At 55.2% G+C, this 22,683-nt stretch carries 21 protein-coding genes; 9 read left to right on the forward strand and 12 right to left on the reverse strand.

Translation table 11 applies throughout. The features are described 5' to 3' along the window. Positions 1 to 164: 164 nt before the first annotated feature. The 5 genes from gltB (at position 165) to FIV45_RS16310 (ending at position 7,971) form a co-directional block, all read left to right on the forward strand. Positions 165 to 4,820 (forward strand): glutamate synthase large subunit, encoded by a 4,656-nt coding sequence (gene gltB, locus FIV45_RS16290; protein ID WP_099473501.1) that lies wholly within the window; start codon positions 165 to 167, stop codon positions 4,818 to 4,820. A gap of 10 nt (positions 4,821 to 4,830) precedes the next feature. Next, complete coding sequence (locus FIV45_RS16295) at positions 4,831 to 6,252, forward strand: glutamate synthase subunit beta (RefSeq protein ID WP_099473503.1); 1,422 nt, start codon at positions 4,831 to 4,833, stop codon at positions 6,250 to 6,252. A gap of 184 nt (positions 6,253 to 6,436) precedes the next feature. Next, positions 6,437 to 6,652 (forward strand): SlyX family protein, encoded by a 216-nt coding sequence (locus FIV45_RS16300; protein ID WP_099473505.1) that lies wholly within the window; start codon positions 6,437 to 6,439, stop codon positions 6,650 to 6,652. 41 nt (positions 6,653 to 6,693) lie between these two features. Next, positions 6,694 to 7,578: an NAD(P)-dependent oxidoreductase gene (locus FIV45_RS16305; RefSeq protein ID WP_099473507.1), complete on the forward strand. Its 885-nt coding sequence runs from the start codon at positions 6,694 to 6,696 to the stop codon at positions 7,576 to 7,578. A 3-nt stretch (positions 7,579 to 7,581) separates the two neighbouring features. Then, positions 7,582 to 7,971 (forward strand): DUF983 domain-containing protein, encoded by a 390-nt coding sequence (locus FIV45_RS16310; protein WP_099473508.1) that lies wholly within the window; start codon positions 7,582 to 7,584, stop codon positions 7,969 to 7,971. Positions 7,972 to 8,080: 109 nt separating this feature from the next. Here the strand turns inward: FIV45_RS16310 and FIV45_RS16315 are convergent, their stop codons facing one another. Both FIV45_RS16315 and FIV45_RS16320 read right to left on the reverse strand, forming a co-directional pair. Then, positions 8,081 to 8,647, reverse strand: a complete 567-nt coding sequence (locus FIV45_RS16315; protein WP_099473510.1) for a porin family protein — start codon at positions 8,645 to 8,647, stop codon at positions 8,081 to 8,083. A 264-nt stretch (positions 8,648 to 8,911) separates the two neighbouring features. Further along, complete coding sequence (locus FIV45_RS16320; protein WP_099473512.1) at positions 8,912 to 9,328, reverse strand: DUF2794 domain-containing protein; 417 nt, start codon at positions 9,326 to 9,328, stop codon at positions 8,912 to 8,914. A gap of 261 nt (positions 9,329 to 9,589) precedes the next feature. On the opposite strand from FIV45_RS16320, the gene FIV45_RS16325 reads away from it, so the two are divergent. The 3 genes from FIV45_RS16325 to FIV45_RS16335 all read left to right on the forward strand — a co-directional run bounded on the left by FIV45_RS16325 (position 9,590) and on the right by FIV45_RS16335 (position 13,210). Continuing rightward, complete coding sequence (locus FIV45_RS16325; protein WP_099473514.1) at positions 9,590 to 10,276, forward strand: glutathione S-transferase N-terminal domain-containing protein; 687 nt, start codon at positions 9,590 to 9,592, stop codon at positions 10,274 to 10,276. Positions 10,277 to 10,392: 116 nt separating this feature from the next. Beyond that, positions 10,393 to 12,306, forward strand: coding sequence for a molecular chaperone HtpG (gene htpG / locus FIV45_RS16330; RefSeq protein WP_099473516.1), 1,914 nt, complete (start codon positions 10,393 to 10,395; stop codon positions 12,304 to 12,306). A 139-nt stretch (positions 12,307 to 12,445) separates the two neighbouring features. Then, entirely contained in the window at positions 12,446 to 13,210 is a 765-nt protein-coding gene (locus FIV45_RS16335) for an SDR family oxidoreductase (RefSeq protein WP_099473518.1), read from the forward strand. A gap of 105 nt (positions 13,211 to 13,315) precedes the next feature. Here FIV45_RS16335 and FIV45_RS16340 read toward each other — a convergent pair whose 3' ends face one another. Together FIV45_RS16340 and FIV45_RS16345 are read right to left on the reverse strand one after the other, a co-directional pair. Further along, positions 13,316 to 14,587 (reverse strand): energy transducer TonB, encoded by a 1,272-nt coding sequence (locus FIV45_RS16340; RefSeq protein ID WP_099473520.1) that lies wholly within the window; start codon positions 14,585 to 14,587, stop codon positions 13,316 to 13,318. Between the two features lie 164 nt (positions 14,588 to 14,751). Continuing rightward, a complete protein-coding gene (locus FIV45_RS16345) occupies positions 14,752 to 15,540 on the reverse strand; it encodes a DUF1223 domain-containing protein (RefSeq protein ID WP_099473522.1) in 789 nt (262 codons plus the stop codon). Between the two features lie 100 nt (positions 15,541 to 15,640). Between FIV45_RS16345 and FIV45_RS16350 the strand changes: the two genes are divergently transcribed. Continuing rightward, positions 15,641 to 16,540, forward strand: coding sequence for a hypothetical protein (locus tag FIV45_RS16350; protein ID WP_133118587.1), 900 nt, complete (start codon positions 15,641 to 15,643; stop codon positions 16,538 to 16,540). A 7-nt stretch (positions 16,541 to 16,547) separates the two neighbouring features. Here FIV45_RS16350 and FIV45_RS16355 read toward each other — a convergent pair whose 3' ends face one another. From FIV45_RS16355 to ccmC, 8 genes are all read right to left on the reverse strand, one after another. After that, positions 16,548 to 16,931, reverse strand: a complete 384-nt coding sequence (locus tag FIV45_RS16355) for a hypothetical protein (RefSeq protein ID WP_099473526.1) — start codon at positions 16,929 to 16,931, stop codon at positions 16,548 to 16,550. A gap of 156 nt (positions 16,932 to 17,087) precedes the next feature. Beyond that, positions 17,088 to 18,242, reverse strand: a complete 1,155-nt coding sequence (gene ccmI / locus FIV45_RS16360) for a c-type cytochrome biogenesis protein CcmI (protein WP_099473528.1) — start codon at positions 18,240 to 18,242, stop codon at positions 17,088 to 17,090. Beyond that, complete coding sequence (locus tag FIV45_RS16365) at positions 18,242 to 18,706, reverse strand: cytochrome c-type biogenesis protein (protein WP_099473530.1); 465 nt, start codon at positions 18,704 to 18,706, stop codon at positions 18,242 to 18,244. The genes ccmI and FIV45_RS16365 overlap by 1 nt, the downstream gene beginning before the upstream one ends. Then, the gene (locus tag FIV45_RS16370) at positions 18,703 to 19,245 is read right to left on the reverse strand and encodes a DsbE family thiol:disulfide interchange protein (RefSeq protein WP_099473533.1); all 543 of its coding nucleotides are present in this window, start codon (positions 19,243 to 19,245) and stop codon (positions 18,703 to 18,705) included. The genes FIV45_RS16365 and FIV45_RS16370 overlap by 4 nt, the downstream gene beginning before the upstream one ends. Beyond that, positions 19,235 to 21,232, reverse strand: a complete 1,998-nt coding sequence (locus FIV45_RS16375; RefSeq protein WP_099473535.1) for a heme lyase CcmF/NrfE family subunit — start codon at positions 21,230 to 21,232, stop codon at positions 19,235 to 19,237. Before FIV45_RS16375 ends, FIV45_RS16370 begins: the two co-directional genes overlap by 11 nt. After that, positions 21,229 to 21,717 carry a cytochrome c maturation protein CcmE gene (gene ccmE, locus FIV45_RS16380; protein WP_099473537.1) on the reverse strand — a complete coding sequence of 163 codons (489 nt, stop codon included), beginning with the start codon at positions 21,715 to 21,717 and terminating at the stop codon, positions 21,229 to 21,231. The genes FIV45_RS16375 and ccmE overlap by 4 nt, the downstream gene beginning before the upstream one ends. Positions 21,718 to 21,720: 3 nt before the next feature. After that, positions 21,721 to 21,879 (reverse strand): heme exporter protein CcmD, encoded by a 159-nt coding sequence (gene ccmD, locus FIV45_RS16385; protein WP_099473539.1) that lies wholly within the window; start codon positions 21,877 to 21,879, stop codon positions 21,721 to 21,723. Beyond that, positions 21,876 to 22,604 (reverse strand): heme ABC transporter permease CcmC, encoded by a 729-nt coding sequence (gene ccmC / locus FIV45_RS16390; protein WP_099473541.1) that lies wholly within the window; start codon positions 22,602 to 22,604, stop codon positions 21,876 to 21,878. The genes ccmD and ccmC overlap by 4 nt, the downstream gene beginning before the upstream one ends. Positions 22,605 to 22,683 lie beyond the last annotated feature (79 nt).

Below are 22,683 nucleotides of genomic sequence, written 5' to 3' on the forward strand. Positions count from 1 at the left end.
TGACTTTAATGCAGAGACCAAATTCTAGTCTGTCTTTCATCAACGAGGGCGGATTAGCTTTGTGCGCTATAAACAAATGTACGTTAAACGAAGTGTAAGAATTTTGGCGACGTATCATATCCACCGGATGATGCGAATAATTTAGTCGAGGAGTGAATTCAGAAATGACCCAACAGGAGCCAAGCCGCAACAGCGGATATCCGACCCCTCAGGGCCTATACAACCCTGCCAACGAGCATGACAACTGCGGTATTGGATTTGTCGCCAACATCAAGGGCAAGAAAAGCCATGACATTGTCGCCAACGGGTTGAAAATTCTGGAAAATCTCGACCATCGCGGCGCAGTCGGCGCCGACCCCCTGTCTGGCGACGGCGCCGGAATTCTGATTCAGATGCCCGATGAATTCCTTCAGGCCATCACCCCGGACTGTGGCATTACCTTGCCGAAACTCGGGGACTATGGCGTGTTGATGATGTTTGTCCCCACTGAAAAGGACGTGGCGGATAAAATCAAGCAGGTCTTCGAAGATCTCGTCGCTCAGGAAGGTCAGAACTTCCTCGGCTGGCGCGATGTGCCCACCGACAACAGTGGCTTCAGCGACGGCGTAAAAGCCAGCGAACCCGGCATCGTCCAGGGCTTCGTCAGCATCGGCGACAATTGCAAAACCAATGCGGATTTTGAGCTCAAGCTCTATCTGATCCGTAAACAGCTGTCCAATATCGTTTTCGATATGGAGGAAGATACGGCGCATTATTATGGCTGCAGCTGTTCCAGCCGCACCCTGCTCTATAAAGGCATGCTGCTCGCCACCCAGGTCGGCGTTTATTACAGCGACCTGACCGACACCCGCATGAAATCCGCTCTGGCGCTGGTGCATCAGCGGTTTTCCACCAACACCTTCCCGACCTGGAGCCTGGCCCAGCCGTTCCGCATGGTCTGCCATAACGGCGAGATCAATACCGTGCGCGGCAACGTCAACTGGATGGCGTCCCGTCGGTTCAGCATGGCCTCCTCCCTGCTTGGTGATGACCTCGACAAGCTCTGGCCCCTGATCCCGGAAGGCATTTCCGACACCGCCAGTTTCGATAACGCGCTCGAACTGCTGGTCGCCGGCGGTTACACCATTGTCCACGCGATGATGATGCTGATCCCGGAAGCCTGGGCCGGCAACCCGTTGATGGACGAGAAACGCCGCGCCTTTTATGAATATCACGCCGCCCTGATGGAACCATGGGACGGCCCGGCCGCCATGGCCTTTACCGACGGCACCCTGATCGGCGCGACGCTGGACCGCAACGGCCTGCGTCCGGCCCGCTATCTGGTGACCGACGATGACATGGTGGTGTTGGCGTCCGAAATGGGGGTCCTGCCGATCCCGGAAAACAAAATCGTCCAGAAATGGCGGCTGCAACCCGGCAAGATGTTGCTGATCGACACCAAGGAAGGCCGCATTGTCAGCGACGAGGAAATCAAGGCCCAACTTAGCGCCGCCCATGATTACGAGGAAATTCTCGCCCGCACCCAGATCAAACTGGAAGACCTGCCGGCGGAATTCGCCCCGTCCCATGAAACCGATGTGCCGCTGCTGAAACGTCAGCAGGCCTTCGGCTATACCCAGGAAGACATCAAACTGCTGTTCCCGCCGATGACCACCAGCGGCCAGGAAGCGTTGGGTTCCATGGGCACCGACACGCCGATCTCGGCCCTGTCCAACAAATCGAAGCTGCTGTACAGCTATTTCAAGCAGAATTTCGCGCAAGTTACCAACCCGCCAATCGACCCGATCCGCGAAGAAGCAGTGATGTCCCTGGTATCCTTCATTGGGCCGCGGCCAAACCTGCTTGATCTGGAAAATGTTGGCACCAACAAACGGCTCGAAGTGCGCCAGCCGATCCTCAGCAATGAAGATCTGGAGAAAATCCGCACCATCGGCGATATCCCCGACAATAACTTCCGCACCATTACCATTGATGTGACCTATGATGCCGCCCGCGGCGAACAGGGCATGGACGATGCGATTGAAAGCATATGCCTGCTGTCGGAAGTATCTGTTGTTGAAGGCGATAACATCATCATTCTGTCCGACCGTAATGTCAGCGATGACCGGATCGCGATCCCGGCCCTGCTCGCCACGGCCGCCGTGCATCATCATCTGATCCGCAAAGGTCTCCGGACCTCGGTCGGCCTGGTGGTGGAAACCGGTGAAGCCCGCGAAGTCCATCATTTTTGCGTTCTGGCCGGCTACGGCGCCGAAGCCATCAACCCCTATCTGGCGTTCGAGACCATCACCGCCATGGCCCCGGACATGGAAGACGGGGTTGACCCCCGGACCGCCCGCATGCGCTATACCAAGGCGATCGACAAGGGCATCCTGAAGGTCATGTCCAAGATGGGCATCTCCACCTATCAATCCTATTGTGGCGCACAGATTTTTGACGCCGTGGGACTGAACAGCGCCTTTATCGAGCAATATTTCACCAAGACCCAGACCTCTATCGAGGGTGTGGGCCTGCCGGAAATCGCCCGGGAAACCGTGATGCGTCACGAACAGGCCTTCACCGACAGCCTGGTCTATAACACGGCCCTTGATGTGGGCGGTGAATATGCTGTCCGGGTGCGCGGCGAGGACCATATGTGGACGTCTGACACCATCAGCAACCTGCAACATGCGGTGCGCGGCAACAGTCAGGATCAGTATGACGCCTTCGCCCGGGAAATCAATGATCAGGCCCAGCGCCTGCTCACCCCCCGCGGCCTGTTCGAAATCAAGCCTGCCAACAAGGCCATTCCGCTCGACGAAGTGGAACCGGCAAGCGAAATCGTTAAACGGTTCGCCACCGGGGCGATGTCATTCGGCTCCATCAGCCGCGAAGCCCATACCAATCTCGCCATCGCCATGAACCAGATCGGCGGCAAGTCGAACACCGGTGAAGGCGGCGAGGAACCCGACCGTTTCACGCCTGACCGTAACGGCGACCTGCGGCGCAGCGCCATCAAACAAGTGGCCTCCGGCCGCTTTGGCGTGACCACGGAATATCTCGTCAACTCGGACGATATCCAGATTAAAATGGCCCAGGGGGCCAAACCCGGCGAAGGTGGGCAGTTGCCCGGCCACAAAGTGGATGCGGTGATCGCCAAGGTGCGTCACTCCACCCCCGGCGTCGCCCTGATTTCGCCGCCGCCCCATCATGATATCTATTCGATCGAGGATCTGGCCCAGCTGATCTACGACCTGAAAAACGTACAGCCCAAAGCCCGCATCAGCGTCAAACTGGTGTCGGAAATTGGCGTCGGCACCGTCGCCGCCGGGGTTTCGAAAGCCAAGGCCGATCATCTGACCATCTCCGGTTATGATGGCGGCACCGGCGCGAGCCCGCTGACCAGCATCAAGAACGCCGGTTCCCCGTGGGAAATGGGTCTTGCCGAAACCCAGCAGACTCTGGTGCTCAATAAATTGCGCGACCGGATCTGTGTTCAGGTCGACGGCGGCCTGAAAACCGGACGTGATGTGATTATCGGCGCCCTTCTCGGGGCTGACGAATTCGGTTTCGCCACCGCGCCCCTGATCGCCAGCGGCTGTATCATGATGCGCAAATGTCATCTCAACACCTGCCCGGTCGGCGTTGCGACCCAGGACCCGGTCCTGCGCCGTAAATTCAAAGGCAAACCGGAACATGTGATCAATTATTTCTTCTTCGTCGCTGAAGAAGCCCGCAAGATCATGGCCGAAATGGGGGTTCGTAAACTTGATGAGATTGTCGGACGCGCCGACCTTCTGAACAAGAACGCCGCCATCCGGCATTGGAAAGCCGATGGTCTTGATTTCAGCAAGATGTTCCATATGCCCGTCAGTGACCCGGCCTTTGACATCTATCACACCAAAACCCAGGAACATGCCCTGGATGCCGTGCTGGACCGTGAACTTCTGGCTCAGGCGCAACCGGCCTTGAAAGATCAAAAACCGGTGGTCATCGAAGAAGCCATCAAAAATACCGACCGGTCCACCGGCGCGTTGCTGTCCGGTCGGCTGGCGGAACAATATGGCCATGCCGGGCTCGCGGATGATACCATTCACGTCAAGCTCACCGGCACCGCCGGACAGAGCTTTGGCGCCTTTGTCGCCAAGGGTGTCACCCTGGAACTTTCCGGCGGCGGCAATGACTATGTGGGCAAGGGCCTGAGCGGCGGCCGGCTGATCATCTATCCAACGGCCGACAGCAAGATTGACCCGACCAACAGCATCATTGTCGGCAATACCGTGCTCTACGGCGCCATCAATGGCGAAGCCTATTTCCGCGGCGTCGCCGGGGAACGGTTTGCCGTCAGAAACTCCGGCGCGATTGCGGTCGTCGAAGGCGTCGGCGATCATGGCTGTGAATATATGACCGGCGGCTGTGTCGTTGTCATCGGCCAGACCGGGCGTAACTTCGCTGCCGGGATGAGTGGCGGTATCGCCTACGTGCTTGATGAGGCCGGGGATTTCGACCGCCGCTGCAATCTGGCCATGGTCGAACTTGAACCCATGCCGGAAGAAGACGCCATGGCCCGTAAACATCAATCCGGGGAGCTGGAAGGTCATGGCCGGGTTGACGTATTGCGCAACAACATGTCCGGCAACGATGTCGAACGGCTGGTCACCCTTCTGGAAAACCATGTCCGCTATACCGGCAGCGCCCGGGCCCGGGATATCCTCGACAATCTGGACAGCTATCTGCCCAAGTTCGTCAAGGTGATGCCGGTGGAATACCGCCGCGCCCTGCAGGAAATGGCCTCAACCCAGACAATCCTGTCCGCCTATACCGGCCAGACATTGAATTAAGGAGCTTCTCATGGGTAAAACAACTGGATTTATGGAACTGACCCGTCAGGAACGGACCTATGCCCCGGCCGGGGACCGGGTGCGCCATTATGACGAATTCGTCAACCCGCTGTCCGACAGCGCCGTCTCCCGCCAGGGCGGGCGCTGCATGGATTGCGGCATTCCTTTCTGCCATAACGGCTGCCCGGTCAATAATATGATACCGGACTGGAATGATCTGGTGTGGAAAAAAGACTGGCAGACAGCCTGCGATACACTGCATTCCACCAATAACTTCCCGGAATTCACCGGGCGCATCTGCCCTGCCCCGTGCGAGGCGGCCTGTACCCTCAATCTGGATGATCAACCGGTGACCATCAAGACCATCGAATGCGCCATTGTCGACAAGGGCTGGGAAGAAGGCTGGATTCAGCCCCTGCCGCCCCGGGTCAAAACCGGCAAGAAGGTCGCCGTGGTCGGGTCCGGCCCGGCGGGTCTGTCCGCCGCACAACAACTGGCCCGCGCCGGTCACGATGTATCCGTCTATGAAAAAAACCGGCGGCCTGGCGGCCTGTTGCGCTATGGCATCCCCGATTTCAAGATGGCGAAAAGCCTGATTGACCGCCGGGTGCGCCAGATGGAGCGCGAAGGCGTCACCTTCTGGACCAGCATGGCGGTTGGCAAGGATATCCCTGCCGATCGACTGGCGGAACATTATGACGCCGTGGTGCTCGCCGGGGGATCCGAACAACCCCGCGATCTTTCCATTCCCGGCCGTGAGCTGGACGGCGTACATTTCGCCATGGATTTTCTCACCCAGCAGAACCGCCGCAATGCCGGCGAGCCTCTGCCCAACGAGAAAGACATCCTTGCATCCGGCAAAAAAGTCATCGTCATCGGCGGCGGCGATACCGGGTCCGACTGTGTCGGCACCAGTTTCCGTCAGGGCGCGGTTTCCGTTACCCAGATCGAGATCATGCCCAAACCACCGGCCCATGAAAACAAGGATCTGACCTGGCCCAACTGGCCGATGAAGCTGCGCACCTCCACTTCGCAGGAAGAAGGCGCGGATCGGGAATGGAGTGTGGCGACAGCCGAATTCGTCGCCGGCCCCGACGGTAAGCTCGCGGCGTTGCGCTGCCATGAAGTAGACGGCAATTTCCAGAAAATCGACGGCAGTGAATTCGAACTTGACGCCGAACTGGTGCTGCTTGCCATGGGATTCACCAATCCGGTGAAGGAAGGCATGCTGGAACAGCTTGATGTCGCCCTGGATGACCGCAACAACGTGCGGGCCACGACAGAAACCTATCGGACGTCGGTGTCGAACATTTTCACCGCCGGGGACATGCGCCGCGGCCAGTCCCTGGTGGTCTGGGCCATCCGGGAAGGCCGTCAGGCCGCCCGCGCCGTCGATGAATATCTGCAGGGCCACAGCAACCTGCCCCGCTGACGCGCGCCGATCTCCTAATATATACAGCCCCGACCGCACCCCCGGCCGGGGCTTTTCTGTCAGGCCCGCGGTCCACAATCCCGGATAAAGCCACCCCTCACAGAAATTCCCACTTCCGATTGCCAACGCCCCCCGGTATGCGGTATATCTGTCGCCAGATATCCTCTAACATGAGAGCCGCCATATGACGTCGGATGAAACCCGCCTGCAAAATATCGAACAGACCCTCGCTCATCAGGATCAACATATCCAGGACCTCAGCGATATGGTCAACCAGCAATGGCAGGAAATCGACCGACTGAAGAAAAGCCTGTCCCGTACAGAGGCCCGGCTCGGTAATCTGGAAACCCCGGAAGAAGAAAGCGGCGACATCACCCATGAAGTTCCGCCGCATTATTAAATTAAATTGCCCCTCCCCCCTTTACAGTGAAAGTTCTTGCCATGTCTTCCCCAAAACTCGCCTTCCTCGGTCTCGGTGTCATGGGGTACCCCATGGCCGGGCATCTGCAGAAAGCCGGCTATGACGTCACCGTCTATAACCGCACCGCCACCAAAGCCGTAGCCTGGGTCGAAACCTACGGCGGCAGTCGCGCGGCAACACCCGCCGCCGCCGCCGAAGAGGCCGATATCATCTTCGCCTGCGTCGGCAATGACCACGATCTGCGGCAGGTCGCACTCGGGACCGATGGCGCCTTCAATGCCTTAAAGCCCGGGGCCATTTTCGTCGATCACACCACCGTGTCGGCCACCATTGCCCGGGAACTGGACCAGGCGGCCCGCGCCCTGGGCTGTCATTTCCTTGATGCGCCTGTCTCCGGGGGGCAGGCCGGCGCGGAAAATGGCGCGTTGACCATCATGCTCGGCGGGGAAGAAGAGCCGTCCGCCACGGTCGACCCCATTCTGCAATGTTACGCCCGGAAAACCAAACTTCTGGGAACCGCCGGCAGTGGGCAACTTGCCAAGATGGTCAATCAGATCTGCATCGCCGGCGTGGTTCAGGGCCTGTCGGAAGGCCTGCATTTCGCCAAGGAAGCCGGTCTGGACGCCGCCGCCGTGATCGAGGTGATTTCCAAGGGGGCCGCCCAGTCCTGGCAAATGGAAAATCGCGCCCAGACCATGATCGACAACCAGTTTGATTTCGGTTTCGCCGTCGACTGGATGCGCAAAGATCTCGATATCGTGCTCGACGAAGCCGAAAACAATGGTGCAGACCTGCCGGTCACCCGGCTGGTGAATGATTTTTATAGTGAAGTACAACAAAAAGGCGGTAATCGCTGGGACACCTCCAGCCTGATCACCCGTCTCCACAACAGGAAAGTGAAATAACCGATGGCTGTTGATCCCTCAGAAAAATTCCCGCGTCATGACAAAGTCCGTTCAATCAAGACCGGTTTCCGCCGCAAATGCCCGAGCTGCGAAAGCGCCAAGGCCTTTGCCGGTTATTTGAAACTCGCCGACACCTGCCCCAATTGCAGCGCCCCCCTTGGTCAGATCCGCGCGGATGACTTCCCCCCCTATCTGACGATCTTCATCGTCGGACATATCATCGTCCCCGCCCTGATTTATGTGGAAGCCACCTACCATCTTTCCATCACCACCCAGATGATCCTGTGGCCAAGTCTCGCCCTCGCCCTCACCCTCAGCCTGCTGCCGCTGCTCAAGGGCGCCGTCGTCGGCTTTATGTGGTCGATCAATATGAAGGGCGACGAACAGCATTAACCGCCGTTGGCGGACAGGACTGCTGTCCCATAAGAAAAGGCTCTGCCCGCAAGGGCAGAGCCATAAGATGTCGCGCGTACAGACGGTGCGCGAAATCTTTAGAAATCAATTAGAAACGGTACAATACACCGGCATTCAGTTGAATGTCGTTGGCGGAACCTTTGTAATCCGCATAAGCGCCAGTGGCCCGCAGGGAAATGGTTTCAGTTACGGCATATTCAGCACCAAGGCCGAAACGGATGCCGTCGCCATTGCTTGATTCTTCAACACCGGCAAGCTTGCCTGTGATTTTCTGGTTGCTGTAACCGACCAGAGCATAGGCCAGAACATTTTTCTCTGCGCCCAAAGCATAACCGATTGTCGCATCAACGCCCAATTGACGGCCCGCAACAAATTCAGCACCGCTAATGCCCAGATCTGTTGTCGCAGAACTATCGCCGAAACGACCTTCCAGGCCCAACACCAGATCGTTGTCCATCTGTACCCGGTAACCGGCGAATGCGCCGTAATACACAGCATCTTCACGGAAGTTGTCCGCAAATTCATAGCTGTTGTAGCCAACTTCAGCACCGGCGTAAGCGCCGTTGAATGTTTTGCCAGCGTCTTGCGCCTGGGCAAAGGAAGTCATGGACAGAGCCGTCAGGCCAGCGAGGAGTGCAGTTGTAATCTTTTTCATTTTAACGTCTTTCTATATGCGTATTTTTAATTCCACCGGATATTTCCACCCGGTATAGCTGCATATAGGCGTGTGACATTTTAATTACAAGACTTAAAAAGTATTTATTTTCAATAACTTAATCATATTAAAATTGAAAAACTGATGAAGCTAGTCCTCAATTAAGGCGTAAATATGAAATTCCAGGTCTATAATGATAATGTTATAATATTTCGGAAATAGCCTGATAAAATCGCTCTACAAAACCATTGGATGATCCCTCGGTTAGCGAATTAATTTAATCAGCGCTTTGTTGAAGTAACTCAGCAATCGATCCAGGTCCGCCCCACGTTTAAGAATTTTTCCCTGCGCCGAAATCAGGCTGTAGGCCCCCTGTCGGGCGGCAAGCTTTGGCGTTTTACGTATAATATACAGCGGACGGTCATGAGCGTGTTGATAAATGGCGAAAGAGGCGTCCGACGATGTGCTGTCAATGGCATAGTCTTTCCAGTGACCGGAGGCGACCATCTTGCCATATAGATTGAGGATGGCTTCAAATTCAGGCCGTTGAAAAAACACCCTATCATGTTTCGTCACCGCAGACGGGCCGACAAACTTGAAGGACGGCGGCTGTGGCCTGTTCGTTCCCCGGGACGGATCCGGGGACTTGAAGGGAATGATGTCGGGCGGTGTTTCTTTCATTAGCCCCATGATAAACCAAAAATCTCTCCTTTTTCAAGGACAGGATCGCCGTCACATCCAGTCCTGCCACAATATGGCCTAAATTCGATCCAAATACTGCCGCAATGGCAGCATAGCATTTGAACTGCTAAATCCCCTTGGCCAGTTGACCGAACATCTATACGACCTCTTCCACCCTGTATACTTTCGGACAACTGGCTATTTTTTTTATTCTCTGATACCGTTAATTCTTCCCCAAGCTCTGATCAGAGGACATGCAGCATGAAATTATATGAATTGGTCGGCAAGGACAAAACCCAAGGCTTCAGCCCTTATGTCTGGCGCAGCCGCATGGCATTGGCCCACAAGGGCTGCACGGTGGAAATGGTGCCGCTGATTTTTACCGAAATTGCCGATGTGGAGGGCGCCAATGCCAAGACTGTGCCGATTTTGGAACATAATGGAACGTTCATCACCGACAGCTGGAACATCGCCTGCTACCTTGACGAACAATTCCCCGACCGACCGCCGTTGTTTAATGGCGCCCAAGGTAAGGCCCAGGCCAATCTGTTCAATAATATTTTCTTCTATAACCTTGTTGTGCCGCTGTTTCCCGCGCTGGTTGGCGACATCTTTAATGTGATTGATGACCGGGATCGGGACTATTTCCGCACCAGCCGTGAAGCCCGTCTGGGCAAAAGCCTGGAAGAAGCCGCCGCCCAGCAGGAAGATTATCTCGCCCAGTTCCGCAAACAGCTCTGGCCCTATAACCAGACCCTGAAAGCCCAGGACTACTTTGATGGCGCCAGCCCCGCCTACAGCGATTATATCATGTATGGCCTGTTCCAGTGGGCCAAGGGCGTCAGCCCCTGTCAGCTTCTCAACACAGACGACCCGCTCCATGACTGGCGCGCCCGCATGGATGATCTTTATGACAGCTTGGGGAAGGTCATCAAACCACGCGGCTAATCACCGGATAAACATATTTTTTGTGGAGAATTTGCGGCCTTTTCCCTTGAATTTATCTTCCCGCCTGCCATATGTGATCTGACTTTGGAACGATTAAAGTAGGGTAATACACCAAGATGACAACTGATACTGACGTAAAAACAGATAAAGTGGAAAAACATGGCTTCCAGGCCGAGGTCTCTCGCCTGCTGCATATGATGGTGCATTCGGTTTATTCCGAGCGGGAAATTTTCCTGCGCGAACTGATCTCCAACGCCTCTGACGCCTGCGACAAGCTGCGTTATGAAGCCCTGACCACCCCGGACCTTCTGAAAGAAGACCCCGAACTTCAGGTCTCTCTGACGCTGGATGAAAAAGCCGGCACCCTGACCCTGTCCGATAATGGCATCGGCATGTCTCATGATGAGCTGATTTCCCACCTCGGCACCATCGCCCGCTCCGGCACCTCCGCCTTTATGGAACAGATGGCCCAGAAATCCGACGGCAAGGACAAGAAAGACGCCGGCAGTATGATCGGCCAGTTCGGCGTCGGCTTTTACTCGGTCTTTATGGTCTCGGAAAATATCGAGGTCACCAGCCGCCGCGCCGGTGCGGACGAGAGCTGGACCTGGCATTCCGACGGCATCGGCGAATATACGCTGGCCCCGGCCGCCAAAGCCACCCGCGGCACCGACATTGTCATCCACATCAAGGATGACGCCAAGGAATTCCTCGACGAGCATCGCCTGCGCAATATCATCAAGACCTATTCCGATCATATCGCCCTGCCGATCACTTTGGTGATGGACAAGGACGGCGAACAGAAATCGGAACGGGTCAATGAAGGCAAGGCGCTGTGGACCCGGCCAAAATCCGAAATCACCGAAGACCAATATAAGGAATTCTACCACCATGTCGGCCACGCCATGGATGATCCCTGGATGACCTTGCATTATAAAGCCGAGGGAGTCCTCGAATATACCGTGCTGATGTATGTCCCGAGCCAGCCACCGATGGATCTGTTCGATCCGGCCCGCAAGAGCCGCTCGAAACTCTACGTCAAGCGGGTGTTTATCACCGACGATTGCGAAGACCTGATCCCCGGCTATCTGCGCTTCATGCGCGGCATCGTCGACAGCCAGGATCTGCCGCTCAACATTAGCCGCGAGATGCTGCAGAATAATCCGGTGCTCGCCAAGATCCAGTCGGCGGTCACCAAGAAAATCCTCAGCGAACTGGAAAAGAAAGCCAAGAAAGATCCCGAAGCGTACGCCACATTCTGGAAATCCTTCGGCCCGGTCCTGAAGGAAGGCATCTACGAAGACTTCTCCCGCCGCGATCAATTGATGAAACTCGCCCGTTTTGAAACCACCGCCGACAAGGGCCTGTCAAGCTTCGACGATTATATCGCCCGGATGAAAGAAGGTCAGGAGACGATCTATTACATCACCGGCGATAATATCAATGTGGCCAAACGCTCGCCACAGCTCGAAGGTTTCCGCGCCAAAGGCATCGAAGTGCTTTATCTCACCGACGCGGTTGATGATTTCTGGCTGCAGATGGTGCCGGAATATGACGGCAAGAAATTCCAGTCCGTCACCAAAGGCGTCGCCGATCTTGAGGACAAAAAAGGTGACGACAAAAAAGACGACGAAAAGAAGGAAAATACGCCTGAAATCGACGCCCTGATCGGGGTTCTGAAAACCAACCTCGAAGGGGTGGTCAAGGATGTGCGCCTGTCCAACCGCCTGACCGACAGCGCCGTCTGTCTCGTCGCCGATGACGGGGATATGGACATTCACCTGCAACGTATTCTGCAGCAGCATCAGCAATTGCAGGAAACCAGCCTGCGGGTGTTGGAAATTAATGCAGATCATGCGTTGATCAAGGCTGTCGCCGCAGCCGCCGCAAAAGATGGTTCCGTCAACGCCCTGAAGGATTCGGCCCAACTGCTGCTCGATCAGGCGCGGATCATGGAAGGCGAACTGCCGGAAGATCCCACTGCCTTCGCCCAGCGCCTCAGCGCCGTGATGACACAAAGCCTGAAGTAGGCGTCATACATATAGAGACATCAAAGGCCGGGTCATATGATCCGGCCTTTTTCTTTTTCATGGTTACACCACAATAAACGGAGTGCCTAAAATTGCAACTCCCACCATAGTTCCCCTTTAACCCGAAGGAGAACGATATATGCAACAACTTCAAGATAAAGTCGCCATCATTACCGGTGCCAGCAGCGGCATCGGACGGTCAGCCGCGCGGCTATTCGCCGTTGAGGGCGCCGCACTGGTGATTGGCGCGAGGCGACAAGCGGAACTGGACAGCCTGAGAGAGGAAATTACCACTCTTGGGGGCCGTTCAGAGATACTCGTCGGAGATGTTCGGGAGGAAGGTTACGCGCAAGCCCTGGTTGACATCGCCGAGCAAAAATTTGGTGGCCTTGATATTTCCTTTAATACCGCTGGTATTCTTGGTGAGCTTGGCAGCGCCACAGACATGAGTGAAACAGCTTGGCGGGAATGTCTGGACGTTAATCTGACCGGTGCCTTCTTGCTGGCTAAACATCACATCCCGGCCTTACGGAAGAAAGGCGGTGGAGCTGTGATCTTCACCTCTTCCTTTGTCGGACATACAACAGGCATGGCGGGGATGGCCGCCTATGCCGCCGCCAAGGCTGGCTTGATTGGCCTCACCCGCGTTTTAGCCGTTGAACATGGAGGAGATAATATTCGGGTCAATACGCTCTGCCCCGGCGGCACAGATACCGATATGGCCCGTAGCTTTGCCAACAGTCCAGAAGCCCTCAGTTATGTCAAAAGCCTGCACGCGCTGGGGCGCCTAGCAACCCCCGAGGAAATAGCCAAAGTAGCTCTTTTCCTCGCCTCAGATGCCGCAAAATTTATTACCGGACAGGCTTTGTTTGCCGATGGCGGCATTTCTATTTTCAAAGCTTAATCGCTGCAGACTATCGCCAAATACGTCAGGGCCGGGTCATCTGATCCGGCCTTTTTCATTCTGTTCCTGAAAATGTAACGTTATTTACTTTCTTTTTGGGTTACATCACTTTTCCTGCACCGGTTTTTCCTTCTCCCAAATATCGACGCTGAATGTGAATGTTTTCTCAAAATTTTTCCTGTCAGACACGGCCTCCGAGTCAGAATGGATAAACTTTAGCGGGTTTTCCAGCAAACTTTTTGGTTTTTCCTCGGTCGGCATAATAATCTGGGCGCTCCCAAGTAACCCACCCGTACCAGACGCTGATGCCCCCCCATTCGTCAATCGTTTCGGGTTAAATTTATAAGATTCCAGCGCCGCCCGCGCCGCCGGCTCAAATATCGGGTCAGACGAGAACAGAACCTTGATATTCACGACATTCCCCGCTTTCGAAACATCATACAGGAGTTTCACCTCACCACCCTTCCCGGCCACCAGAGCCTCCCGGGGGTAGACCGGGGAAACATATTCAACGGGTTTGTTGGTTCCGGAATATTCATACTGCCGGTGGATGGTCGGCGTGGCGGCCTTGTTCATGGCATCCTCCCGAGTTTTCTCCAACTCAGCGATACTCAACGGGGCGGCGTCCGTATGTTCCTCAATAAGCTTGGTACAGATTTTCGCCAATGACGTCCATCCTTCGCGGCTGGGGGTCGCCTCCATAAAATCATTCTGTGCCATAAGGACCTTATATTTCTGATCCGCCCGATAATATAGATACATCAACTGCTTATAAGCCCATGGCTGCATGACCTTTTTCTCGCCAATGTAGCCATCCTTGGCCTTTTCCATATACTGCAAGGCCTTGTCGAATTCCTCCAAGGCAACATACGCATGCCCAACCAGCGCCAGTATATTCGCCGGCGCTTTCTGATTTACTGCCAAAAACCGAAAAACGTAATCAATGGTCTTGTTATAATCCTCTGTTATAAAGGCAAGCTGTGCCAAGGTAAGTAACGTCTGATCTTCCATGCTGGCGGGCAGATTAGGCTGCTCGAGCACTTTTTCATAAGCCACCAGCGCCGCCGGATAATTGGTCATGGAAAAGAACAAAAATCCATTGAACCGCCAGAATTGAGCCGCTTCATAGGCGTTGAGTTCCATTTTTCCCAATGGGGCAAAGAGGTCCATCGCGCCGTTATAATCGCCCCGGTCGGATAGTTTCATTGCTGCGCTAAGGTGCTTATAAACCCGATTGCTTAACGGCGGTGTCTTGCGAGACTGTCGCTGTTTCGCCGCCGCTTCATCATAATTCTGCGCCACCGATGACGATACGAAGGAAGGTGAAATACTGGCCAGCACAACACAGGCCACCACAAGAAAAGTTGTCCTCATCATGAAAGACGTCCCCTTTTTCTATTAATTTTTTATTTCAGGGACTACATCCCCCACAGCAGAAGCTTAACAGTATGGTATTTCAGACAAGCTGCCAAGGTAAATTCCCAGAGAAATTATCAGAGAAATTATCAGCTGAATCTCCCGGCAGAGTTTCCCCTGACCTTCTATTTCAACGTCAATTTCGCCGCGGCGACAATGGGGCCTGTTTCGTCTTCCTGCAGGATCACGGCATATGCATCATAGGGTACCGCGCCGATATCCTTTTTCGACAGGGTCAGTTTGATTTCTTCCCCCATCCAGCTGCCGATACGTTTAATGGATTGCACAACGTTACGATAGTGGCGGACATTACCGCCCTGTTCACCCCATTTGATATCCACACTCTTTTCGTAATCATAGCCGATAATCCAGATGGTCGCGTTCTTCGGGCGGGAACCGGACTGCTTTCCCGCACTGACCTTCAGGTCAATCATGTCTCCCATAGGGTCAAACGTAATCCTTGGAGCATCCTTTGCTGTCAGGGCGATTTTCTGGCGGGTGCTGCCGACCATTTCATGTATCTGTTTTCCCCGGGACCCCACGATATCGCTGGTGCCCTGAACGATCATCTGCGGCGTATAAACCCCGCTCTTGCCAAGAGCGCGGCTATATTTCTTCTGACGGATGGTGCAGTCCTTGCCGGCAAACGTATCTTCCCAGCCGAGATAGTTCCAGTAATCGACAAAATAGCTTAAGGCCAGAATGTCATCCTGCTGACTGAGTTCCGTGAGAATTGCATCCGCCGGCGGGCAGGAAGCACAGCCCTGGGAAGTAAAAAGTTCCACCACAACCAGAGGCGCTTCTATCACCGCCTCTGAGGAGGGTTTAGCATGCAAGACACTTGCAAAGCCGACAAAAATTGTGACAATGCAAAAAACAGATAAAATTCGAAACATTTGTAAAACTATATTCATGGCTTTAGCGTACCTTAAGGTCACATAAACTGCCAATCACACTATGGTGAAAGCTGCATATAAGCTGAAAATGCCATGGTTATACAGAAAGATATGCCTTGTGCACCATAAGAAATTAACTGTCGGCGCCTCTATCCGGGAAAGTTACCGTTTTTTAGCAACCCATATGGACGATTTTTTTCGCCTGGCCTCCGGACCGTTGTTTCTGTGGGTGGTGATCAAACTCACCGAACAAATCCTGCTGCACGAAAAAGACATTACCTTCAACAGCATCTATCTGCTGAATCTGGTGACCGCCAGCTTCGCCATTGCCTGGTACCGCCAGTATCTGCTCGGCGCGCAGCATGCCACCTATGGCCAGCTGCTCAAAAGCGGCTTTAACGGACGCGCTTTTTCCATACGGCGTTTTGGCCGGACGTTGATGCGCATTCTGATGATTTCACTCGCCCTTCTGGTGCCGACGCTGGTCTTGTCGATATCCCTGATGGTCTATTATCAGGGACAAGGGGTGTTCGTATCGGAAGAACTCATTCAGCAACTGGCGGTCAAATCCACCATGGTGGTCATGATTATCTTCTCGCCCATTCTCGTTCGCCTGTCCTTGTTTACAGCCGGTCTGGCCCTGGGCCGCACCTCGCTCAATTTCAGCGACATCTGGAAAAGCACCCGCGGGTATACGATTACCCTGTGGTGGGTCGCTCTTCGGGCCTTTCTGCCTCTGGCGCTCTACACCTATGTCCTCACGTTGTTGTTGCACAAAACCTCTGACAAGTTAGATATCCACTATATCGCGACGACCCTTCTGATCGAAGGTCTCGCCGGAGCGCTGACTTTTGTTATGCTGGCCATCGTCGTTGCCGCCAACGCCGAGGCTTTCCGGATTCTGATTGGGGTAAGGGACGGCGATGCGCCTCACCGTAAAGACGCCGGACCACGCCGGGACAATGCTGTAAAAATTTCGGCAGACGAAAAACACCTGACCGGACAACAGGCGGAATAAGAGAGCTTTACACGCGAATATCGATAATCTGACCTGGACGGGTGTCCACTGGTTTGCTGGAGCTGCCGAGACTTTCCCGTAAATTCAGATTGGGGGACGATGCCCCTTCCTGCCCGTCAACAGAAAACTCCTGCCTGAGTTTTTCCAGCTGATCGGCTTTCAGGCGACTTTGCAACTCCGTCAGGGCCTTGCGGTTGGCATTGATGCGGTCCTGGCGATCTGCATCCCGGACCTGATTCTGTTCTGACCTGCCAACCTCTTCCGACGCCTGTCGGGACGACCTCCTGCCCAGATCCTGCTGGTCCTGAATAGACTGCTGCTGTTGGCGCTGGTTAGGATCAACCAGCCCGTTCAGGGAAGACAGCAATTGCGAATTCGAGGTTATTTTCATCACAAAACCATATCTGGTTAGCAAAATTTACTGTTTCACTAACAGGGCATAAAAGTCTTCTTCGGTTAACTGCAGAACCGTAATTCCGCAGGCCCCGGTCATTCTGAAGGGAAAAGGACAGTTTTCTACGTCCGACTGATTCTGGAAATTTTACGCCTATTTACGTAAAATTTCCAGCTGTTTTTTAATTTCAGATTGCAGTTCCGCATCCGCATGGGGCGCCGCCTGTTCCAAGGCCCGGATTGCCTGCGGTTTGTCGCCCAGCACCATATAAGCCTTCGCCAGACGGAACCAACCCTCGACATTTTCGGGATTGGCCTCCATTTTCGCCTGCAGACGACCAACCATGCTGCGGATCATGTCCATTTGTTCGCTCTTCGACATATTGCCGATGGCATCGCGATCTTCAGCGCTCAAGGCTGGTGCGACCGCGGTCTGTGTATCCGGAACCATTCCCAGGTCCTGTTCCGCCCGCCGCATCCAGGCGCGCAATTGACCAAGCCAGGGCGCGCCCTCCGCGGAATCCGCTTCCAGGGCTTTCCAGCTGGCCAACGCTTGCGTCACCTCGCCGGCCTGATAATCGGCCAACGCCAGATAATGTCGCACACCGGGGTTCCGCGGTTGCAGCGCGGCCGCCTGTCTGAGCACAAGCAAGGCTGCCGGGCTGACCCGGCCATTGCTGAGCATGATCAGGCTTTCGCCGTATACCACCGCCGCCGTGGGATCGTCGGGCGCCAGTTCATGCCATTTCTGGAAAGCATGCGCTGCCCCGACGCGGTCCTGGGCCCGGCTGTAAAGCTGGCCGAGTTTGCGCCAGCTGCCGGCGTCATCGGGGGTCTTTTGCAATGTGGCGAGAAGCGCGACAATTTCCCCATCCCGTTGGGCGGCTTCCGGGCTTTCGGACGCTTGCGCCGTCGCCGAATGTTTTTGATCCTTCAGGGGAAAATCAGGCATCCCCGCGCTGCCGGTCATCAGGTAAAACGCCCCTGACGCCAGCAGAATAACAACCGTCAGCACCGCCAAAAAAGCAACCGACGTCTGGGCCCCGGTGGTTGGCTGTTGCTGCTCGGCGGCGCTTTTCAGCAGTCGGCGTTCAATTTCAAGCCGGGCGGCATTGGCTTCCGCCACATTCAGGCGGCCATCCTGCAGATCGGCCTCCAGTTCTTCCAGCTGGGCTTTATAGACATCGATGTTACGACCCGGACGTTGGGGCGCCGGAGCAGAAGACCGGTCTTTTGCCTGACGGAACATGGGCAGTAAAACCATCGCGATTGCGGCGATCAAGGCAAGGACGAGAAAAATCCAGAACATTACTTATCCTCTCCGGCCAGTATTTTTTTCAATTTCTCGGCTTCTTCTGCGTTCAACGGCGAAGGTTGCGCTGTTTCCGGGCGTTGCCGCACATAACGGATCACCAGAAGACCACCGCCGAGCAACAGGATTAAAGGTCCGAACCAGAGCACAAGCGTACTGCCCCGCACAGGTGGTTTGAGCAACACCCAGTCGCCGTAACGCGCGGTCATAAACTCAAGAATCTCGGCTTCCGTCTTGCCCGCCTTGACCTGTTCGCGAACAATGGCGCGCAAATCTTGCGCCAGAGAGGCATCAGATTCGACAATCGACTGATTCTGGCACACAAGACAGCGCAGTTGTTTCATGATTTCCTGGGCGCGGGCTTCCTGCACCGGGTCCTTCAGACGGTCCTTGTCGACGCCAATGGCCTGGGCGCTGACGCTTGCCAGGCAACAGATCAGAAGAATTAGAATATGTCTCATAATCCAGTCTCCTGCTGCAGCTCTTTCAGGATTGGTAAAATCTTGTCCGCCATCTGCACCTGATGGATCGGACCGATATGCTGATAGCGGATAATGCCATCCTTGAGAAAGAAGGTTTCCGGCGTTCCGGTGACGCCCCAGTCAATGGCATTGCGGCCCTTGAGATCAGCCCCGACCTTGGTATAGGGATTGCCGAGGCTCTTGAGAAAGGCGATGCTGTTCTCTGGCCGGTCCTTATAGGCGATGCCATAAAGTGTAACGCCGGGAATATCCGCCAATTGCTCCAACGCCGGATGCTCCACCCGACACGGACCACACCAGGAGGCAAAGAAATTCACCACCACAATACCGTCTGTCATTTTCAGGTCAGTGGTGTTCAGCCCGACCCCGCCCCCCTGCAGCGGCGGCAGGGAAAACTCCGGCGCCGGCTTGTCAATCAGGGCCGACGGCACTTCACGGGGATTGAGCTGCAACCCGATGATGAAAGCAACAAAAATAGCCGCAAATACAAACAGCGGCAAAAATCTTTTAAGCGGCATCGGGCACTCCCGTTTTCATTTTTTCACGCTGCGCCGGTTTTTTCTGAGGCGATCCGATGCGGTAACGACGGTCCGTGAGCGAGATGAGCCCGCCGATCACCATGATCGTCGCGCCGATCCACAGCCAGACCTGCATTGGTTTATAATAGGCCCGCAGACCAAAACGCCCAACGCCTTCTGAATCGCCAATAACAATAAACAGGTCGCCGCGCAGGGTGGTTTCCACCGCCCCCTCGGTCGTGGTCATCGGCGACGCAATATAGGTGCGGGTTTCTGGCCGGGCGATCGTGGTATTTCCGTCAGCGTCCTTCACCGTCACGATCCCGCGCACCGCGCTGTAATTTGGTCCGGCCACCGCCACCACATCATCTAGGGTCAGGGTATAATCACCCAGTGTCATGCTCTCACCACGTCCCATCACCCTCTGGGTTTCCACGGTCCAGGCGGAAGTAAAGACAATCCCCAGTAACGCGACCGCAAACCCGAAATGACCAAGGCTCATGCCCCAGCTGGCGCGCGGCTGCCGTCGCAAACGGCGCAGGCTGTCGCTGAACGGCCCCTGAAACAGTTTGATGCGATGGGCAAGTTCCAGCAGCGTTGACAGCAGCAACCACACCCCAATCCCGATCCAGATCGCCGGCATGATCGCGCCGCCGTAAGTCACATACAGGGTAATCAACGCAGACAGCAGACCAATACCGCCAATCGCCATCAGGCGCTGGGTGACGCCCTTCAAATCGGCGCGTTTCCATTTGAAATGCATGCCGTAAATCATGGCAAGGATCAGCGGCACCATCAAAATGCCGAAAATCAGATTAAAGAACGGCGGGCCCACGGAAGATTTTATCCCGAAAACTTCATCACTGAGCAACGGATGCAAGGTGCCATAGAGCACCACCGCCGCCGCCACCGACAGAAACAGATTGTTGATCACCAGGGCGCTTTCGCGGCTGATCGGGGCAAACAATCCCCCGGCCTGCAGCCGGTCTGAACGCAAGGCAAACAGCAGAAAACTGCCCCCCACCACCAGTGCCAGAAACAGCAGGATAAACAGGCCGCGTTCCGGGTCCGTGGCAAAGGCATGCACAGAGGTGATGATGCCGGAACGCACAATAAACGTGCCAAGCAAGCTAAAAGAAAAAGCGATAATCGCCAGCAATACAGTCCAGCTTTTCAGGGTATCGCGTTTTTCAACGACAATCGCCGAATGCAGCAACGCCGTTGCCACCAGCCACGGCATAAAACTGGCGTTTTCCACCGGGTCCCAGCCCCACCAGCCGCCCCAGCCGAGCTCGTAATAGGCCCACCAGGACCCCAGCGTGATGCCTATGGTCAGACAAATCCAGGCCAGCAGGGTCCAGGGCCGGACCCAGCGGGCCCAGGCCGGATCAACCCGGCCTTCGATCAAGGCGGCAATGGCGAAAGAGAAGGCCACTGACAGGCCGACATAGCCAAGATAGAGAAACGGCGGATGGAAGGCGAGGCCCGGATCCTGCAACAGCGGATTGAGGCCGTTGCCTTCGAAAGGCACTTCGGGCAGACGGTCAAACGGATTGCTGGTCAACAGCATGAACAAATAAAATCCGACCCCGATCAGGGCCTGGATCGACAGAACCCGCGCCCGGAGACTACGCGGTAAATTACGGCCAAAATAGGCCACCAACGCCCCAAACAGGGCGAGAAACATCACCCATAACATCAAGGACCCTTCATGATTACCCCAGACGCCGGAGATCTTGTAGAGCAGCGGTTTCAGGGAGTGGCTGTTGCGCGCCACCACCGCGACGGAAAAGTCAGACACCAGGTAAGAATAGGTCAGCGCCAGAAAAGCCAGAAGCGAAAAGAAGAACTGACCATAAGCCGCCGGTTGCCCCATGGCCATCATCCGGCCGTCCCGCCGCCCGGCCCCGATCAGGGGAAAGATGGCCTGTATCATCGCCAGACCAAAAGCCAGCACCAACATCGCATGACCGAGTTCTGCAATCATGAGGCGTCTTCCTGATCTTTATAATCCTGCCAGGTGCCGCGTTTTTTCAAACTGTCGGTCACCTCTTTCGGCATGTATTTTTCATCATGTTTGGCCAGTACTTCCGTGGAAATAAAAATCCCTTCAGCATTCAGCTTGCCCTCGGCAACCACGCCCTGGCCTTCGCGAAACAGGTCAGGCAACAGGCCTTCATAGCGCACTTTGATGCTCTCGTTACCATCGGTGACAGTAAACAGGTTGATCAGCAGGCCATCCTTTTCTTCCTGGGCATAGCTGCCGTCTTCCACCAGGCCACCAAGACGGAAGGTCTTGCCTGGGGCGATATGTCTTTCCATGACTTCCGTCGGGTCATAGAACAGACGGATATTGTCTTCCAATGCGTTCAGCACCAGCACCACCGCCAGCCCAAGGACCGCAAGAGAAGTCAGAAGAAGATAGAGACGGCGCTTCTTGCGCGCCCCTGCTTTGAGGCCGGATCTTGCCATAACTTACACCTGTTTTTCCGAATGTTCCTGGATTTGCTTTTCGAGCTGCCGCAGGGTGTTCTCATCCTGTTTCTTGGCCCGCCAGCTGGACACCGCCAATGCGATCAGGACAAAAAGACCCGAGGCATAACTGGCCCAAAGATAGATATCGTTACCGCTCATGACTGTCCGCTTCCCCCCAGTTGCAGCCGCAATGACCGAATGCGCCGCCGCAAGATCAAACTCTGCATGCGCCACATCAGAACCGTGGCAAAAAACATATTAAACGCCCCGATCATCAGCAACAACGCCAGCAACATGTCACCCCCGATCGTCGGGCCGTCCATGCGCATCAGGGTGGCCGGTTGATGCAAGGTATTCCACCAGTCGACGGAAAACTTAATGATTACCACATTGATCACCCCCACCAGCGCCACAATGGCGGCGATACGGGCGGCGCGGACCTGGTCCTCAATGGTTTGCCAGACGGCCATATAGCCAATATAGAGGAACAACAGGATCAGCATTGATGTCAGCCGTGCGTCCCAGATCCAGTAAGTGCCCCACATCGGCTTGCCCCACAGGCTGCCGCTAAGCAAGGCCAATGCGGTAAACGCCGCGCCCATTGGCGCCGTCGCCCGGGCGGCCTGATCGGCCAACGGGTGGTTCCAGATGAACCCCACAGCGCTGGCCACCGCGATCACCAGATAGCCGAACATCGCCATATAGGCCGCCGGAACATGGATATAGATAATACGGTAAGTTTCCCCCATCTGATAGTCTTGCGGTGCGACATAAAGGGCATAAAACAACCCCACTGCAAAGAGCACCACGGTCAGCCCTGCAGTCCAGGGCAGAAGTTTATAACTAAGCCGCATAAAGCGGGCGGGATTGGCAAATTTATGCATAAAAAATGGTCTATATGGTACGGCCTGTTTAATCAAGTGAAATAGGATGTTTTCGTCGCAACAATTGCCTCTTTCATCG

It is taken from the genome of Paremcibacter congregatus (assembly GCF_006385135.1).
Taxonomy (GTDB): Bacteria; Pseudomonadota; Alphaproteobacteria; order Sphingomonadales; family Emcibacteraceae; genus Paremcibacter; species Paremcibacter congregatus.

Coding starts and splice junctions, on each gene's coding strand:
- gltB (WP_099473501.1), top strand. CDS start 165: ATGACCCAACAGGAGCCAAGCCGCAACAGCGGATATCCGACCCCTCAG.
- FIV45_RS16365 (WP_099473530.1), bottom strand. CDS start 18,706: ATGAGACATATTCTAATTCTTCTGATCTGTTGCCTGGCAAGCGTCAGC.
- FIV45_RS16305 (WP_099473507.1), top strand. CDS start 6,694: ATGTCTTCCCCAAAACTCGCCTTCCTCGGTCTCGGTGTCATGGGGTAC.
- FIV45_RS16375 (WP_099473535.1), bottom strand. CDS start 21,232: ATGATTGCAGAACTCGGTCATGCGATGTTGGTGCTGGCTTTTGGTCTG.
- ccmE (WP_099473537.1), bottom strand. CDS start 21,717: ATGGCAAGATCCGGCCTCAAAGCAGGGGCGCGCAAGAAGCGCCGTCTC.
- FIV45_RS16320 (WP_099473512.1), bottom strand. CDS start 9,328: ATGAAAGAAACACCGCCCGACATCATTCCCTTCAAGTCCCCGGATCCG.
- FIV45_RS16325 (WP_099473514.1), top strand. CDS start 9,590: ATGAAATTATATGAATTGGTCGGCAAGGACAAAACCCAAGGCTTCAGC.
- ccmC (WP_099473541.1), bottom strand. CDS start 22,604: ATGCATAAATTTGCCAATCCCGCCCGCTTTATGCGGCTTAGTTATAAA.
- FIV45_RS16345 (WP_099473522.1), bottom strand. CDS start 15,540: ATGAATATAGTTTTACAAATGTTTCGAATTTTATCTGTTTTTTGCATT.
- ccmD (WP_099473539.1), bottom strand. CDS start 21,879: ATGAGCGGTAACGATATCTATCTTTGGGCCAGTTATGCCTCGGGTCTT.
- FIV45_RS16340 (WP_099473520.1), bottom strand. CDS start 14,587: ATGATGAGGACAACTTTTCTTGTGGTGGCCTGTGTTGTGCTGGCCAGT.
- FIV45_RS16300 (WP_099473505.1), top strand. CDS start 6,437: ATGACGTCGGATGAAACCCGCCTGCAAAATATCGAACAGACCCTCGCT.
- FIV45_RS16370 (WP_099473533.1), bottom strand. CDS start 19,245: ATGCCGCTTAAAAGATTTTTGCCGCTGTTTGTATTTGCGGCTATTTTT.
- FIV45_RS16310 (WP_099473508.1), top strand. CDS start 7,582: ATGGCTGTTGATCCCTCAGAAAAATTCCCGCGTCATGACAAAGTCCGT.
- FIV45_RS16355 (WP_099473526.1), bottom strand. CDS start 16,931: ATGAAAATAACCTCGAATTCGCAATTGCTGTCTTCCCTGAACGGGCTG.
- FIV45_RS16335 (WP_099473518.1), top strand. CDS start 12,446: ATGCAACAACTTCAAGATAAAGTCGCCATCATTACCGGTGCCAGCAGC.
- htpG (WP_099473516.1), top strand. CDS start 10,393: ATGACAACTGATACTGACGTAAAAACAGATAAAGTGGAAAAACATGGC.
- ccmI (WP_099473528.1), bottom strand. CDS start 18,242: ATGTTCTGGATTTTTCTCGTCCTTGCCTTGATCGCCGCAATCGCGATG.
- FIV45_RS16315 (WP_099473510.1), bottom strand. CDS start 8,647: ATGAAAAAGATTACAACTGCACTCCTCGCTGGCCTGACGGCTCTGTCC.
- FIV45_RS16295 (WP_099473503.1), top strand. CDS start 4,831: ATGGGTAAAACAACTGGATTTATGGAACTGACCCGTCAGGAACGGACC.